Raw genomic sequence first — 15,411 nt, forward strand, 5'->3', positions numbered from 1 at the left:
CGCAAGCACCTCGGCATCTTCAGAAATTCGGCTTGTATTCAATGCCAGCCGAGGCCTCACTGTCGGAGAACGGTACGATCAGTGGCTTGCTCAGGGCCAACCTGTTGATCAGAGAACCAGGGAACAACTGAATAGTGTTATTGAAGCGTTCCACATTCAGGTTGAACAAGGTAATGGCTCCACCGACATTACCTTCCTGCTCGGCAACCTCGCGCATCAGGTTGCTCAACAGCTCCACGGACCTGAGCTCAGGGTAGGCTTCAAGCGCGAGGTTCAACTCGCCCCGCAGAGCCTTGGCGCCCTGATCTACCGATTTGAGCGCACCGCCATCGGCTGCAGACGGCAAACTGCCAATAGCACTACGCAGCCCAACGATCTTTTCCAACAATTGGCTTTCATAAGCCTGAAAGCCGGCTACCTGGGGTTCGAGCAAATCCAGCACCTTGATTCTCTGGCGCTGGTAGGTCAAAACATCCGACCAGGCACGCTGGACACGGTTGTACGCGCTGACAATCCTGTTGTAGTGAACATAAGCAACAACACCCACGGCAATCACCGCAACCAGCAACAACTCCATTCCCTACTGCTCCATTTCATCAGCGACCTTCAATGGAAGGTCGAAATTATTGTCGTGCAACTCCGCCAACTCATGCACCAGGGCCAGTACCGGAAACAGATTCGGCAACTCCAACCCGCATTCGATGTTCGCGTAGAAGCTCGCTAGATCCTCAAGCGTGCCTGGATCCTTGTAGGCCATGACTTCTGCATCATCGAAGCTCAGGCATAGATGCCCCTGGCTGGAAAACTCCAGGTTCACTTTTTTCAGCCGCCGATGAAGACCCAGCAAAAAAGCCAGGATTGTAGGTGTCGCGAACTTTGCGCAATCCAACTCGCTGTCACCGGCAAAACTGAAGACCCTGTTGAATTCATCGGACGTGGTCTCGAAGACCTTGGGCCTAGTGCTTTTTTTGCTCGGCAGATCACTGCGCACCGTTACACCGGTAACCCAAGGAAAATCCACCACCAGGCTGAAGCGGTCGAAGTGCTCGTACACCTTTTCGCTCTCACCATCGGATTTGGTCTTGTTATGGGCGTTCACATAATGCAAATGGTGGAAGACAAAGGACAACTGATGCCGTCTCCCCTGATACACGCCCCTGGCCGAAGCCTCGATGCGACGACTGTCGTTACCACGGTCATAATCATCGAACTCCTCATTCAACCAACTCAGGCGCTCATCTGCAGTACCGCCCGGATCCCTGAGGCCATTGCTGAGAAACGAACATTTGCGGGCTATGTTCTTCGGCAACTCATCCAAGGCCGCCGAGCGGCTCATCCAAATGTACAGGCTGGCAAACCCCAGGCACGCAGTGGCGAACCACATCAACACCAGGCCTGCCAGGGCAGAGATCGCCGAGACAATGGCCAGCAGTAGCAACACCCAGGATTGGGCGTGATCGAACTGCAGCCCTCCCTTGAAGGCCTTGAGCCTGTCGATGACTATCAACAAGTCTTCATTGGACCGGGCCTGCAACACCGCCACATCGCAATCGCCCAACAAACGGATCAAATCAGCATCGTGCTTGAGAAACTGCATCATCCTTCCTTGATCAGCTCACCGAGTTCGGAGTCCTCTGTCGGACTATCATGTGCCAGCGCCAACTGGTGCACCCACTCCAGCACCGGGAATAGTCCTGGTAATTCAACCCCCTCCTCGATCCGCTCACGAAAGACCGAGAGATCACTCAAAGCTCCCAGATCGGCATGAGCCATGACCTGTGCATTATCGAAGCTCAGGCAGAGCCGCCCCTGACTGGAAAACTCAAGGTTCGGCTGGTCCAGGTGGCGCGCGAGCCCCAGCAGGAGATCCAAGGTCGCAGGTGTGACGAATCGCTCGCAACTGGCCTGGTCATTGCCCCGAAGCACAAAGACCTCATTGAAAGCGTTGCAGTCAGTCTTGAATGGTTGTCCCGCCAGGGTGGCCTCCAATGGACGGGATCGAACCGCAATGTCCGTGACCCAAGGAAAATCCACTACCAGGCTATAGCGATTGAAAGTCTCGAAGACTGTTCTGTAGCTGCCCCCCGCCCCACGCTGGAGACTGGAGGTAACGTACTGCAGCTGGTGATACTCGAACGCCAGCCGATGGCGGCTCCCCTGATAGGCCCCCTGGACCGAGTCGACGATGTGACGTCGCTCATTACCTCGCTGATACTCGGCAAATTCGCTATTGAGCTTCTTCAAGCGCCAATCGGCAGTGCTGTCGAATTCGCTCAGCTCGTTACAGAACAAAGCACACTTGCGGGCAATGCTCGTTGCCAGGTCCGTTAACGATCCGGAAAGCCCTTTACGGGTGTAATAACTGAAAAAAGCCAAGGCCAGGCCCACCCAGAAAAACCCGCCCATCCCATCCATCAAAAGCGCCGTGGCGAAAGAGGCAAAGGCCAGTACCAGGAGGACTATCGATTGCACATGATCGAACTCCAACCCGCCGGGAAATACATCGAGCCTGTCGAGCACCTCTAGCAGATCCGCATTGCAACGGGCACGCGCAACCCGCACCTGAGAGTCGCTCAGCAGGCGAACCAGCGCCTGGTCACGCAAGAAGAACAGCATGAATCTTCCTTGATCAAATAGTCTTACGGCGAATCAGCTGGCACTCAGGTTCAGCACTCGTTCAAGCCGTCCCGAAAGCGAATGGCCAGGGCCTTGAGATTCTGCCGCCAGCTTTCCAGCTCCTCGCGCCCCAGCTCCGGTTGTTCTTCCTCATCGAGGTTGACCGCCACGATAAGTGGCTGGGTGACATCGCCCTTGGGCTTGTGGGGCACCCTTGGCGGCTGGAGCAACGCTGCATAGGCAGTTAACAGCTGCGCCAGCCAGCTTTGCGGGCTCTGCGCCAGCTCGACCAGCTCCGCCAGTTCAGGAATCGCGATGCTCTCCAGCACATCACGATTGAGTATCTGCTCCACCCGCGCAGCGCCCGCCTGGGGCAACCGGTAGAACCCGGCGATCTCATGACACAAGCCCAGCAACGCCCCGTACAGGTGAAACAGTACTGACTCACGCCCCGCCTGGACCAGAGCCTGGGCATTCATCGCTCGCCCCTCTTCAGCCCGCGCCAGAGCCTCCAGGGCCAGGCCGGCGAAGTAGATCTTCTGATTGGTACGGGTATAGAGCTCGTGGGCCATGTAGGCAGCCTCCACTGCGAGAAGAGAACCGGGTGCGAATGGCACAGTTTCAGGGATCAATCCTGTCGGCCGCAAGCCAAAAGAAAGGCCGCATGCTCCGTGGGAACATGCGGCCTCGTGAATCACCGAGCCAGATACCCGGCTCCAGCGCTCAATGGACCTCAGCGCTTGTCTTCGATCTTCCAGCTACCGCCATCGTAGAAAGCGCGCCAGCCAGTAGGCTTGCCATCGACTTCGGTCTGCACGTACTGCTCCTTGGTCTTGCGGCTATAGCGCACGACTGCGGGACGGCCATCAGGATCCTTCTGCGGCGCCTCGCACAGGAAGTGATACTTCGGATCGATCTCGTCCTTGTGCGGGATCAGCTCGAGCACCAGCGGTGCACGGGTCTCACGGTTTTTCGGGAACTGGCTGGCAGCCAGGAACAACCCCGATGCACCGTCACGCAGGATATAGGTGTCGTTGACCTTCTCGCACTTGAGCTCGGGCATCTTCACCGGATCCATCTTCGGCGGCGCCGCATCGCCGCTCTTGAGCAGCTTGCGGGTGTTCTTGCAGGTCGCATTGGTGCAACCGAAGAACTTGCCGAAACGACCGGTCTTGAGCTGCATTTCGCTACCGCACTTGTCGCACTCCAGGCTCGGGCCTTCGTAGCCCTTGATCCGGTAGCTGCCCTCTTCGATCTCATAGCCGGCGCAATCCGGGTTGTTGCCACAGATATGCAGCTTGCGCTTTTCATCCAGCAGGTAAGCGTCCATCGCCGTGCTGCAGATCGGGCAACGATGCTTGCCGCGCAGTACCAGGGACTCGGACTCACCCTCGTCGTCCGCCGCGATCTCGTCGCCCGGAACCAGGTTGACCGTGGCCTTGCAGCGCTCCTTGGGCGGCAGGCTATAACCCGAGCAGCCCAGGAACACGCCTGTGGAAGCCGTACGGATCTGCATCGGCCGGCCGCAGGTCAGGCATGGGATATCGGTCATGACCGGCTGGTTGGCGCGCATACCGCTTTCAGCGCCCTCCGCGACCTCGAGCTTGTTCTTGAAGTCGCCGTAGAACTCGTCGAGCACGTTCTTCCAGTCACGCTCGCCCTGGGCCACGTCGTCGAGATTCTCTTCCATGCCGGCAGTGAAGCCGTAGTCCATGAGGTTGGAGAAGCTTTCGGAGAGGCGTTCGGTAACGATGTCGCCCATCTTTTCCGAGTAGAAGCGACGGTTGTGCAGGGTCACATAACCGCGATCCTGGATGGTGGAGATGATCGCCGCATAGGTCGAAGGACGGCCGATGCCACGCTTCTCCATCTCCTTCACCAGGCTGGCTTCGGAGTAGCGCGCCGGCGGCTTGGTGAAGTGCTGGCTCGGGTCCAGCTTGATCAGTTTCAGGACTTCGCCCTGGGCCATGTCGGGCAACACATCGTCGTCGCCCGGCTTGCTCACCTGGGGCATGACCCGGGTGTAACCGTCGAACTTGAGGATACGACCCTTGGCGCGCAGCTCGAACTCACCAGCGGCAACGCTGACAGTGGTGGACAGGTATTGCGCTGGCGGCATCTGGCAGGCCACGAACTGGCGCCAGATCAGCTCATACAGGCGCTCGGCATCACGTTCCATGCCCGACAGCTTGCTCGGATGGGTGTGCACATCGGACGGACGAATCGCTTCGTGCGCCTCCTGGGCCCCTTCCTTGCTGCTGTAGACATTGGGCGAGGCTGGCAGGTACTTGTCACCGAACTCGCTCTCGATATAGCTACGAGCCATCGCCACGGCGTCGGCCGAGAGGTTGGTGGAGTCGGTACGCATGTAGGTGATGTAGCCCGCTTCATACAAGCGCTGGGCCATCATCATGGTCTTCTTCACCCCGAAGCCCAGGCGGTTGCTCGCAGCCTGCTGCAGGGTGGAAGTAATGAACGGGGCCGAAGGCTTGCTGCTGGTGGGCTTGTCTTCGCGCTTGGCGACGCTGTAGGACGACGCCTTGAGCTTCTCCAGGGCCGCCATGGCCTGGGCTTCGTTGAGCGGCTTGAAGGCCTCGCCGTTCTCGCGCGCCACTTCGAAACGCACCTTGGCGTTCTTCGCGGTACCGAGGTCGGCATGCACCTCCCAGTATTCTTCGGGGATGAAAGCGCGGATTTCGCGCTCACGCTCCACTACCAACTTGACCGCCACCGATTGCACGCGGCCGGCGGACAGGCCACGGGCGATCTTGGCCCACAGCAGCGGCGACACCATGTAGCCCACTACACGGTCGAGGAAACGCCGGGCCTGCTGGGCATTGACCCGATGGATATCCAGCTCGCCGGGCTGGGAGAAGGCGTCCTGGATCGCCTTCTTGGTGATTTCGTTGAACACCACGCGCTTGTAGCGCTCGTCGTCACCGCCGATGGCTTCGCGCAGGTGCCAAGCAATGGCCTCCCCTTCGCGGTCCAAGTCCGTTGCGAGATAGATGGTGTCGGCATCCTTGGCAAGGCGGCGCAGCTCTTCGATGACCTTTTCCTTGCCGGGAAGGATTTCGTACTTGGCTTTCCAGCCGTGCTCGGGGTCGACGCCCATGCGCGCCACCAGCTGCTTGCGCGCCTTTTCCTTCGGCGACAGTGCCGGGGCTTCGCCCGCGGCCTTGCCACGCTTGGCGGCCGGCTCCTTGGCGGCACTTGCCGAACCGCTGGTGGGCAGGTCTCGGATATGGCCGATACTCGACTTCACCACGTATTGGTTACCCAAGTACTTGTTGATGGTCTTGGCCTTAGCCGGGGATTCCACAATGACCAGCGATTTGCCCATGGATCGGAAAATTCCTGAATTCGAGAAGTTGAGGCGGATGGCGCCTGACGCGGCACCGCTATATATAGTGGCAACAAGGTGAGGTCAAGCGCGGGGTACTGCGCGACCTGCGCTCAAGCCGGTGAAAAAAGACTGGGTTCGGCCTGCACCAAAGCAAAGCGTGGGACCTGCTCGCCGTCAACTTCGACTGACTCCAGGAACATGCTCAAGGGGCGTACCCAAAAGCCGTAATCGCCATACAGGGCTTGGTAGAACACCACTTCTTCTTCCGTTTCCGAATGCCGCGCCACGCTGAAGACGCGGTACTGCGGCCCTTTGTAATGCTGGTAGAGCCCGGGTTGTAACTGCATGCTCTGGCCCTCTTGCAAAAAAAATTAAAAATCTTCAGAAAAACAAAAACCGGGGCACAGGGCCCCGGCTTCCATCAACCCAACGCTTAAACGCGTTCGAAGACGGTCGAGATACCCTGGCCAAGGCCGATGCACATGGTGGACACACCGAAGGTGCCGCCATTCTGCTTCATGACATTGAGCAGCGTCCCCGAGATACGGGCCCCGGAACAACCGAACGGGTGACCCAGGGCGATTGCGCCGCCGTGCAGGTTAACCTTCTCGTCCATCTTGTCGAGTACTTTCAGATCTTTCAGCACTGGCAGGGCCTGTGCGGCGAAAGCTTCGTTAAGTTCGAAGAAGTCGATATCAGCGATTCCCAGGCCCGCACGCTTCAAGGCTTTTTGCGTAGCCGGTACTGGACCATAGCCCATGATCGCCGGATCCACACCTGCTACCGCCATCGAGCGAATCACTGCCATCGGCTGGATACCCAGGTCCTGGGCACGCTGGGCAGACATCACGATCATGCACGAGGCACCGTCGGTGATCTGCGACGAAGTACCGGCAGTCACGGTACCGCCCTTGGGGTTGAACGCCGGCTTCAGGGCCGCCAGGCTTTCCAGGGTAGTGTCCGGACGGATGGTTTCGTCGTAGTCGAACAGCTTCAGGAAGCCATTCTCGTCGTAACCCTGCATCGGGATGATCTCGTCCTTGAACTTGCCCTCCAGGGTCGCCTTGTGGGCGAGCTGGTGGGAGCGCAGGCCAAAGGCGTCCTGCTGCTCACGGGTGATGCCATGCATCTTGCCCAGCATCTCGGCAGTCAGGCCCATCATGCCCGAGGCTTTGGCCGCGTACAGGGACATGTGCGGGTTCGGATCGACGCCATGCATCATGCTCACGTGGCCCATGTGCTCGACGCCGCCGACGACGAACACGTCACCGTTACCGGTCATGATCGCCTGCGCCGCAGTGTGCAGTGCGCTCATGGACGAGCCGCACAAGCGGCTGACGGTCTGGCCAGCCGACGTGTGAGGGATCTGGGTCATCAGCGAGGCCATGCGGGCGATGTTCCAGCCCTGCTCCAGGGTCTGGTTGACACAGCCCCAGATCACGTCTTCGACTTCCGCCGGATCGACCTTGGCGTTGCGCTCCAGCAGCTTGCTGATCAGGTGTGCCGACATGTCTTCGGCACGGGTGTTGCGGTGCATGCCGCCCTTGGAGCGGCCCATCGGAGTACGACCGAAGTCGACAATCACGACGTCTCTAGGATTCAAGCTCATATGTTCACTCTCGCTCTAGTGTGGGCGCTTAACCGAAGAAGCTCTGGCCGTTCTTGGCCATCTCACGCAGCTTCGCGGTCGGGTGGTACAGCGCGCCCAGATCGGCGTACTGGTCGGCCAGGGCAACGAACTCGGCAACACCGACGGAATCGATGTAGCGCAGCGCACCGCCACGGAATGGAGGGAAACCAATACCGTAGACCAGACCCATGTCGGCTTCGGCAGCGGTCTCGACGATGCCATCTTCCAGGCAGCGAACGGTTTCCAGGCACAGCGGGATCATCATCCAGTTGATGATGTCTTCGTCGGTGACTTCACGCTGCTCGTAGACGATCGGCTTGAGCACTTCCAGCACCGACGGATCGGCGACCTTCTTCTGCTTGCCGCGCTTGTCGGTCTCGTAGGCGTAGAAGCCCTTGCCATTCTTCTGGCCCAGGCGCTTGGCCTCGTAGAGCACGTCGATGGCCGAACGGCGATCGTCCTTCATGCGATCCGGGAAGCCTTCAGCCATCACGTCACGACCGTGGTGGCCGGTGTCGATGCCGACCACGTCCATCAGGTAGGCCGGGCCCATCGGCCAGCCGAACTTCTCCATGATCTTGTCGATGCGCACGAAGTCCACGCCAGCGCTGACCAGCTTGGCGAAACCACCGAAATACGGGAACAGCACGCGGTTGACCAAAAAGCCCGGGCAGTCGTTGACCACGATCGGGTTCTTGCCCATTTTCTTGGCGTAGGCAACGGTGGTGGCCACTGCTTGTTCGCTGGACTTCTCGCCACGGATCACTTCCACCAGAGGCATCATGTGCACCGGGTTGAAGAAGTGCATGCCGACGAAGTTTTCCGGACGCTTGAGGGCCTTGGCTAGCAGGCTGATGGAGATGGTCGAGGTGTTGGACGCCAGGATGGTGTCCTCCTTGACCTGTGCCTCGACCTCGGCCAGGACGATTTGCTTGACCTTGGGGTTCTCGACGACAGCCTCGACCACCAGGTCGACATTGCCGAAATCGCCGTAGGACAGGGTCGGGCGAATGCCGTTGAGCACTTCAGCCATCTTCGCTGCGGTCATGCGACCTTTGTCGACGCGACCTACCAGCAATTTCGCAGCCTCAGCCAGGCCCTGCTCGATACCGTGTTCGTTGATGTCCTTCATCAGGATCGGCGTGCCTTTGGAAGCCGACTGATAAGCGATGCCACCCCCCATGATGCCGGCACCGAGTACGGCGGCCTGCTTCACATCCTTGGCGATCTCATCGTAGGCCTTGGCCTTGCGCTTGAGTTCCTGGTCGTTCAGGAACAGGCCGATCAGGCTCTGGGCGGCCGAAGTCTTGGCCAGCTTGACGAAGCCGGCTGCTTCCACTTCCAGGGCCTTGTCGCGACCGAAGTTGGCAGCCTTCTGGATGGTCTTGATCGCTTCGACCGGCGCCGGGTAGTTCGGACCTGCCTGGCCTGCGACGAAACCCTTGGCGGTTTCGAAAGCCATCATCTGCTCGATGGCGTTGAGCTTGATTTTCTCCAGCTTCGGCTGGCGCTTGGCCTTGTAGTCGAACTCGCCGGAAATAGCCCCCTTGATCAGGGTCAGGGCAGCATCCTTGAGCTTCTCAGGGGCCACCACTGCATCCACGGCACCAACTTTCAGCGCGTCTTCGGCACGGTTTTCCTTGCCGGCGGCGATCCATTCGATGGCATTGTCGGTACCGATCAGGCGCGGCAGGCGCACGGTGCCGCCGAAGCCCGGGTAGATGCCCAGCTTGACTTCCGGCAGGCCGATCTTGGCGCTGGCGGACATGACGCGGTAGTCCGCCGCCAGGCACATTTCCAGGCCGCCGCCCAGGGCGATGCCGTTGATGGCGGCAACGGTCGGCACGTTAAGGTCTTCGAAATCGCTGAAGATCTTGTTGGCTTCGAGGTTGCCCGCCACCAGCTCCGCATCCGGCAGCTTGAAGTTATCGACAAACTCGGTGATGTCGGCGCCGACGATGAACACGTCCTTGCCACTGCTGACGATCACGCCCTTGATCGAAGCATCTGCCTTGATGGTGTCAACAGCCTGACGCAATTCGTTCAGGGTTAGACGGTTGAACTTGTTGACGGACTCACCCTTGAGGTCGAAATTCAATTCGACGATACCGCTTTCAAGAGCCTTAACCGTGATGGCTTTACCTTCGTAAATCATCAACTGATCTCCACGATATGGAAGCTGAACAGTACACGTCGGACGCTAACTTCTGGCATGGCACTGACGTCACCGTCGATGCTAACGCCAATCCGCCAGGCACACCCGCCAACGCGATAGTCGGGAATCTGTATAGAGTCGCCTAAGATATAAACGCTCATTTCATACGCCCGTTTGATTTGGGTACGCCACATTCACGGAAAATCCACGAATTGTCAATCGTCCAAAATGCCGTTTGAAACGCGACTTTGCGGTCATTCCCGCACTGCACGGACCACCAACACTCCCCTGCATTTATAGTCATTCATAGGATCAATATTTAGAAAAATCGCCCTAAATCTCCGCTGTCACGGACCAAAGGCAACTACATCAGGAAGATATCTAGAGAGAAAACAGGGCCTTTCGATCGAAGGCACCGTGTCGAATGAACGCAAGAGCGAGCCGCGCCCGCGCTTATACCGGATGGCTCCATGGCAGCGACCTGGCCGGCCAGCCCTCCCAATGCCAAGCTCGCGCCCTTACTGCTCGCAAGCGCCTTGGCTACGCCTGCCTGCCCGGCCCTCAAGCCAGGGACTTGAGGACCGTGGCAATGTCCTGCAATACACTGATTTCACCGCGCTCATTCCAATACACGGCGATCATCTGCTTGTCCGCTTCAACCTTGAACACGCCGAAGGGCAAGCTGCGCAGTTGCTTGAGCAGTGACTCATCGTCACAAGGCTCGCGCCATTGATTGACCCAGTTACCGGGTTCTACCTGCCAATAACTCCAGCAGGCGGCCTGGCCATTGCGTCGCGGCCGATGATATTGCGGACAAGGATCAGGAGGCTCCTGCCCCAGCCAATGCGGCCATTGCTGGGGCGCCAGCTGCATGGCCAGCCCCATTCGCCGGGCCTCCATGCGCAAGGCGATCAACCCATTCTGGCGGCGCGAAGGTCGCAACCATGCCCAAGGGCTGAGGACCACCACAAGGATTGACACCACTATCCAGACCGTCATATCTGTACTCTCGATTCTTGATGAGCGGGCCTGGTTGGAACCAACCCGCTTGAAACCAGCCATACTTGAAGCAATTGCAATCCTCAGGAGGAGCGCCTCATGTCCTACCACCATATTCTGGTCGCCGTAGATCTAACCGAAGAGTGCGATCCTGTTATCCATCGTGCTCGCGAGCTATCGGTAAGCAATTCCGCCAAGCTGTCGCTGGTACATATTGTCGAACCCATGGCCATGGCCTTTGGCGGCGATGTCCCGATGGATCTTTCGCAACTGCAGCAACAACAGTTCGACCAGGCCAGGGAACGCCTCGATCGGCTGATCAACAAGTACCCGGAGTTGACCAAGGAGTACAGCCACCTGACCTATGGCCAACCGCGCCAGGAAATCCATCACCTGGCCAAGGAACAGGAATGCGACCTGATCGTGGTCGGCAGCCATGGCCGCCACGGCCTTGCCCTGCTACTGGGCTCCACCGCCAATGACGTCCTGCACGGCGCCCCCTGCGACGTACTCGCGGTCCACCTGGCCAAGCGCTAAGCATTCGGCCTCGAAAAAAAGCCCGACTCTAGAATCGGGCTTTTCATATGGCGCCGGTCACTCAGGCATCCAGCTCCGCCCAGCGCTCGACCATCTGGTCCAGCTCGGCATTCAACTGCTCCAGCTGTGCAATGACCGCCGCAGTCTCAGCCACGGGACGCTGGTAGAAACCGGCATCGGCCATCTCGGCCTCGACAGCGGCAATGCGCTGCTCCATCGCCTCGATCTGCCCTGGCAGTGCCTCAAGCTCGCGCTGCAGCTTGTAGCTGAGTTTCTTCTTCGCTGCAGGTGCATCCTGTGCCGGCGCCGATGCCTGCACCGGTGGTACTACCGCGGAGTTCAGCTCGGCCTTGCCGGACTTGTTCTCGGTCACACCCAGCAACCGTGGCGAACCACCCTGGCGAATCCAGTCCTCATAACCACCGACATACTCGCGTACGCGCCCCTCACCCTCGAACACCAGGGTGCTGGTCACCACGTTGTCGAGGAATGCCCGATCGTGACTGACCATCAACACTGTGCCCTGGTAGTTCGACAGCACCTCTTCGAGCAGCTCGAGGGTCTCCACGTCCAGATCGTTGGTTGGTTCGTCCAGCACCAGCAGGTTGGCCGGCTTGCTGAACAGCTTGGCCAACAGCAACCGCGCCCGCTCACCACCCGATAGCGCCTTGACGGGCGTACGGGCCCGCTGTGGACTGAACAGGAAGTCGCCCAGGTAGCTGAGCACGTGGCGGTTCTGGCCATCGATCTCGATGAAGTCGCGGCCTTCGGCGACGTTGTCGATCACGGTCTTTTCCAGGTCCAGCTGATGGCGCAGCTGGTCGAAATAGGCCACCTCGATCCGCGTCCCCTCCTCGACCTTACCGCTGCTGGGCACCAGGCCACCGAGCATCAGCTTGAGCAGGGTGGTCTTGCCAGTACCGTTGGCACCCAGCAGGCCGATACGATCACCGCGCTGCAGGACCATGGAGAAGTCCTTGACCAGGAACGGACCGTCCGGATGGGCGAAGCTGACATTCTCCAGCACCATCACTTGCTTGCCGGACTTGTCCGCCGCTTCCAGCTGGATGTTGGCCTTGCCGGTGCGCTCGCGACGCTGGCTGCGTTCCACGCGCAAGGCCTTGAGTGCTCGCACCCGACCTTCGTTACGGGTGCGACGGGCCTTGATGCCCTGGCGAATCCAGACTTCTTCCTGGGCCAGGCGCTTGTCGAACAACGCATTGGCGGTTTCTTCCGCCGCCAATGCGGCTTCCTTGTGGACCAGGAAGCTGGCGTAGTCGCCGTTCCAGTCGATCAGGCCGCCACGGTCCAGCTCGAGGATGCGGGTAGCCAGGTTCTGCAGGAACGAACGGTCGTGGGTGATGAAGAGCACGGCCCCCGGGAAGTCCTTCAAGGCCTCCTCGAGCCAGGCGATTGCACCGATGTCCAGGTGGTTGGTCGGTTCATCGAGCAGCAGCAGGTCCGGCTCCGCCACCAGGGCCTGGGCCAGCAGGACACGCCGGCGCCAGCCACCGGACAGTTCGGCCAGGGTCTTGTCGGCCGGCAGTTGCAAACGGCTCAGGGTGCTGTCCACCAACTGCTGCAAGCGCCAACCATCACGGGCTTCAAGGTCGTGCTGGACGTGCATCAGCTTTTCCAGGTCGGCATCGGTGACGATGTTCTGGCTCAGGTGATGGTACTGGGCCAGCAACTCGCCAACCCCCGACAGCCCCTGGGCGACCACGTCGAACACCGTCCGACCGTCGGCCACCGGCAGCTCCTGGGGCAACTCGCCGATCTTCAGGCCAGGTGCGCGCCATATGGAGCCGTCATCGGGTTTCTGATCACCCTTGACCAGCTTCATCATGCTGGACTTGCCAGTGCCGTTACGACCGATGATGCACACCCGCTCACCACGGGCGATCTGCCAGGACACCTTGTCCAACAACGGCATGGCGCCGAAAGCAAGGGACACATCGCTTAATTTGAGCAGGGTCATGTTCTTCTCCAAAAACCGGGCGCGCATTCTACCTGACTTGCGCCCGTTGAAGGCCGGCTATTTCGCCACCGGCGGCATTGCTACAACATTTGTTGCCAACTGATACCAGCGGGCCGGCAAAGCTTTTACCGGTTGCTGGCAAAAGGCTAAGCTAGTGAACAATCAGTGTTGGCCCTGTCGGCACTTGTCATGATTTCTCTGCCCGGATGTCTCATGCGCAGTCGCCTTTTCAGCCTCTTATCCTGTCTGCTTCTTTCCGCTACTGCCGCTCAATCCGTCCAGGCGGCAGACCTGACCCTGCAGCGCCAGTACTACGACGAAGCCAAGCGCGCCCTGGCCAAGGGCGACTCCGGCCCCTACTTCCGTTATGCCGATGCCCTGCGCGACTACCCCCTCGAGCCGTACCTGGCCTATGACGAGCTCACCGCCCGGTTGAAGTCCGCCAGCAATGCCGAGATCGAGAAGTTCCTCGCCGAACATGGCGACCTGCCGCAGGCCAACTGGATGAAACTGCGCTGGCTACGTTGGCTGGCAGAACGCGGTGACTGGGCGACCTTCACCAAGTACTACGACCCCAAGCTCAACTTCACCGAGCTCGACTGCCTCAACGGCCAGTACCAACTGGGCCACAACCTCAAGGCCGAGGGCTACGCCACCGCCGAAAAGCTCTGGCTGAGCGGCAAGTCCCAGCCGGCGGCCTGCGACGGCCTGTTCGGCCAGTGGGCCGCCGAAGGCCAGCTGACCGAACAAAAACGCTGGCAACGGGCCAAGCTGGCGGCCGAAGCGCGTAACTACGCCCTGGCCAACAGCCTGGTCAACAGCATGACCACCCTGGCACCCCAGGGCCGCCTGCTGGTGGACGTGGCCCAGAAACCGGAGCTGCTGAGCCAGCCTTCGCGCTTCCAGCCCGTCAACGAAGCCATGTCCGACGTGGTCGGCCTCGGCCTGCGTCGCCTGGCCCGCCAGGACCCGGACAAGGCCATGGCGTTGCTGGATGGCTATGCCAGCAGCATGCACTTCTCCCGTGACGAAAAAGTGGCCATCGCCCGCGAGATCGGCCTGACCCTGGCCCGCCGCTTCGACAGCCGCGCCCTGGACGTGATGACCAAGTACGACCCCGAGCTGCGGGACAACACCGTGTCCGAATGGCGCCTGCGCCTGCTGTTGCGCCTGGCGCGCTGGGAAGACGCCTACCAGCTGACCCGCAAATTGCCCCAGGAGCTGGCCAGCACCAACCGCTGGCGCTACTGGCAAGCGCGCAGCCTGGAACTGGCGGAACCGAAGAACCCCCAGGCCCAGGCACTGTTCAAGGGCCTGTCCCGGGAGCGCGACTTCTATGGTTTCCTCGCCGCCGACCATGCCAAGGCCCCCTACCAGTTGAACAACCAGCCGCTGATGCTCAGCCAGGCGGTGATCAACAAGGTACGCAACACCCCTGGGGTGCGTCGCGCCCTGGAGCTCCACGCCCGTGGACAGATCGTCGACGGACGTCGCGAGTGGTACCACGTCAGCCGGCACTTCAACCGCGACGAAATGGTCGCCCAGGCGCGGCTGGCCTATGACCTCAAATGGTACTTCCCGGCCATCCGCACCATCAGCCAGGCCCAGTACTGGGACGACCTGGACATTCGCTTCCCCATGGCCCACCGCGACACCCTGGTGCGCGAGGCCAAGGTCCGCGGCCTGCATTCAAGCTGGGTATTTGCCATCACCCGCCAGGAAAGCGCCTTCATGGATGACGCCCGCTCCGGTGTCGGCGCCAGCGGCCTGATGCAATTGATGCCTGGTACCGCCAAGGAAACCGCACGCAAGTTCAGCATTCCCCTGGCATCGCCGCAGCAGGTACTGGACCCGGACAAGAACATCCAACTGGGCGCGGCCTATCTCAGCCAGGTCCATAGCCAGTTCAACGGTAACCGGGTACTGGCCTCCGCGGCCTACAACGCCGGCCCGGGGCGGGTACGCCAATGGCTGAAGGGGGCCGACCACCTGAGCTTCGACGTCTGGGTGGAGAGCATTCCCTTCGATGAAACCCGCCAGTACGTGCAGAACGTCCTGTCCTATTCGGTGATCTACGGCCAGAAGCTCAATTCGCCGCAACCCCTGGTGGACTGGCATGAGCGGTACTTCGACGACCTCTAGCGCCCCGC

General features: G+C 60.1%; 12 protein-coding genes. 2 read left to right on the plus strand and 10 right to left on the minus strand.

The window, feature by feature from the left end:
• Positions 1–19 precede the first annotated feature (19 nt).
• From ATY02_RS22815 to ATY02_RS22855, 9 genes are all read right to left on the minus strand, one after another.
• Positions 20–577 carry a LemA family protein gene (locus ATY02_RS22815; protein ID WP_068587857.1) on the minus strand — a complete coding sequence of 186 codons (558 nt, stop codon included), beginning with the start codon at positions 575–577 and terminating at the stop codon, positions 20–22.
• A gap of 3 nt (positions 578–580) precedes the next feature.
• Positions 581–1,597: a hypothetical protein gene (locus ATY02_RS22820; protein WP_068587858.1), complete on the minus strand. Its 1,017-nt coding sequence runs from the start codon at positions 1,595–1,597 to the stop codon at positions 581–583.
• Positions 1,597–2,616 (minus strand): hypothetical protein, encoded by a 1,020-nt coding sequence (locus ATY02_RS22825; protein ID WP_068587860.1) that lies wholly within the window; start codon positions 2,614–2,616, stop codon positions 1,597–1,599. Before ATY02_RS22825 ends, ATY02_RS22820 begins: the two co-directional genes overlap by 1 nt.
• A 50-nt stretch (positions 2,617–2,666) precedes the next feature.
• Positions 2,667–3,188 carry a DUF6586 family protein gene (locus ATY02_RS22830; protein WP_068587862.1) on the minus strand — a complete coding sequence of 174 codons (522 nt, stop codon included), beginning with the start codon at positions 3,186–3,188 and terminating at the stop codon, positions 2,667–2,669.
• A gap of 161 nt (positions 3,189–3,349) precedes the next feature.
• A complete protein-coding gene (gene topA, locus ATY02_RS22835) occupies positions 3,350–5,959 on the minus strand; it encodes a type I DNA topoisomerase (RefSeq protein WP_068587864.1) in 2,610 nt (869 codons plus the stop codon).
• A 113-nt stretch (positions 5,960–6,072) separates the two neighbouring features.
• Entirely contained in the window at positions 6,073–6,309 is a 237-nt protein-coding gene (locus tag ATY02_RS22840; protein ID WP_019093731.1) for a DUF1653 domain-containing protein, read from the minus strand.
• Positions 6,310–6,395: 86 nt separating this feature from the next.
• Complete coding sequence (fadA, locus tag ATY02_RS22845; protein ID WP_068587866.1) at positions 6,396–7,571, minus strand: acetyl-CoA C-acyltransferase FadA; 1,176 nt, start codon at positions 7,569–7,571, stop codon at positions 6,396–6,398.
• A gap of 28 nt (positions 7,572–7,599) precedes the next feature.
• Positions 7,600–9,747 (minus strand): fatty acid oxidation complex subunit alpha FadB, encoded by a 2,148-nt coding sequence (fadB, locus tag ATY02_RS22850; protein ID WP_068587867.1) that lies wholly within the window; start codon positions 9,745–9,747, stop codon positions 7,600–7,602.
• 561 nt (positions 9,748–10,308) lie between these two features.
• On the minus strand, positions 10,309–10,746 hold the full coding sequence (locus tag ATY02_RS22855; protein ID WP_068587870.1) for a hypothetical protein: 438 nt from the start codon (positions 10,744–10,746) through the stop codon (positions 10,309–10,311).
• A gap of 99 nt (positions 10,747–10,845) precedes the next feature.
• On the opposite strand from ATY02_RS22855, the gene ATY02_RS22860 reads away from it, so the two are divergent.
• The gene (locus tag ATY02_RS22860; RefSeq protein ID WP_068587872.1) at positions 10,846–11,283 is read left to right on the plus strand and encodes a universal stress protein; all 438 of its coding nucleotides are present in this window, start codon (positions 10,846–10,848) and stop codon (positions 11,281–11,283) included.
• 61 nt (positions 11,284–11,344) lie between these two features.
• Here ATY02_RS22860 and ATY02_RS22865 read toward each other — a convergent pair whose 3' ends face one another.
• Positions 11,345–13,261, minus strand: coding sequence for an ATP-binding cassette domain-containing protein (locus tag ATY02_RS22865; RefSeq protein ID WP_068587874.1), 1,917 nt, complete (start codon positions 13,259–13,261; stop codon positions 11,345–11,347).
• 213 nt (positions 13,262–13,474) lie between these two features.
• Here ATY02_RS22865 and ATY02_RS22870 point away from each other — a divergent pair, with 213 nt between their 5' ends.
• Positions 13,475–15,403: a transglycosylase SLT domain-containing protein gene (locus tag ATY02_RS22870; protein WP_068587875.1), complete on the plus strand. Its 1,929-nt coding sequence runs from the start codon at positions 13,475–13,477 to the stop codon at positions 15,401–15,403.
• Positions 15,404–15,411: the final 8 nt, after the last annotated feature.

Origin of the sequence: Pseudomonas sp. BIOMIG1BAC (assembly GCF_001705995.2) — a bacterium.
Taxonomy (GTDB): Bacteria; Pseudomonadota; Gammaproteobacteria; order Pseudomonadales; family Pseudomonadaceae; genus Aquipseudomonas; species Aquipseudomonas sessilinigenes.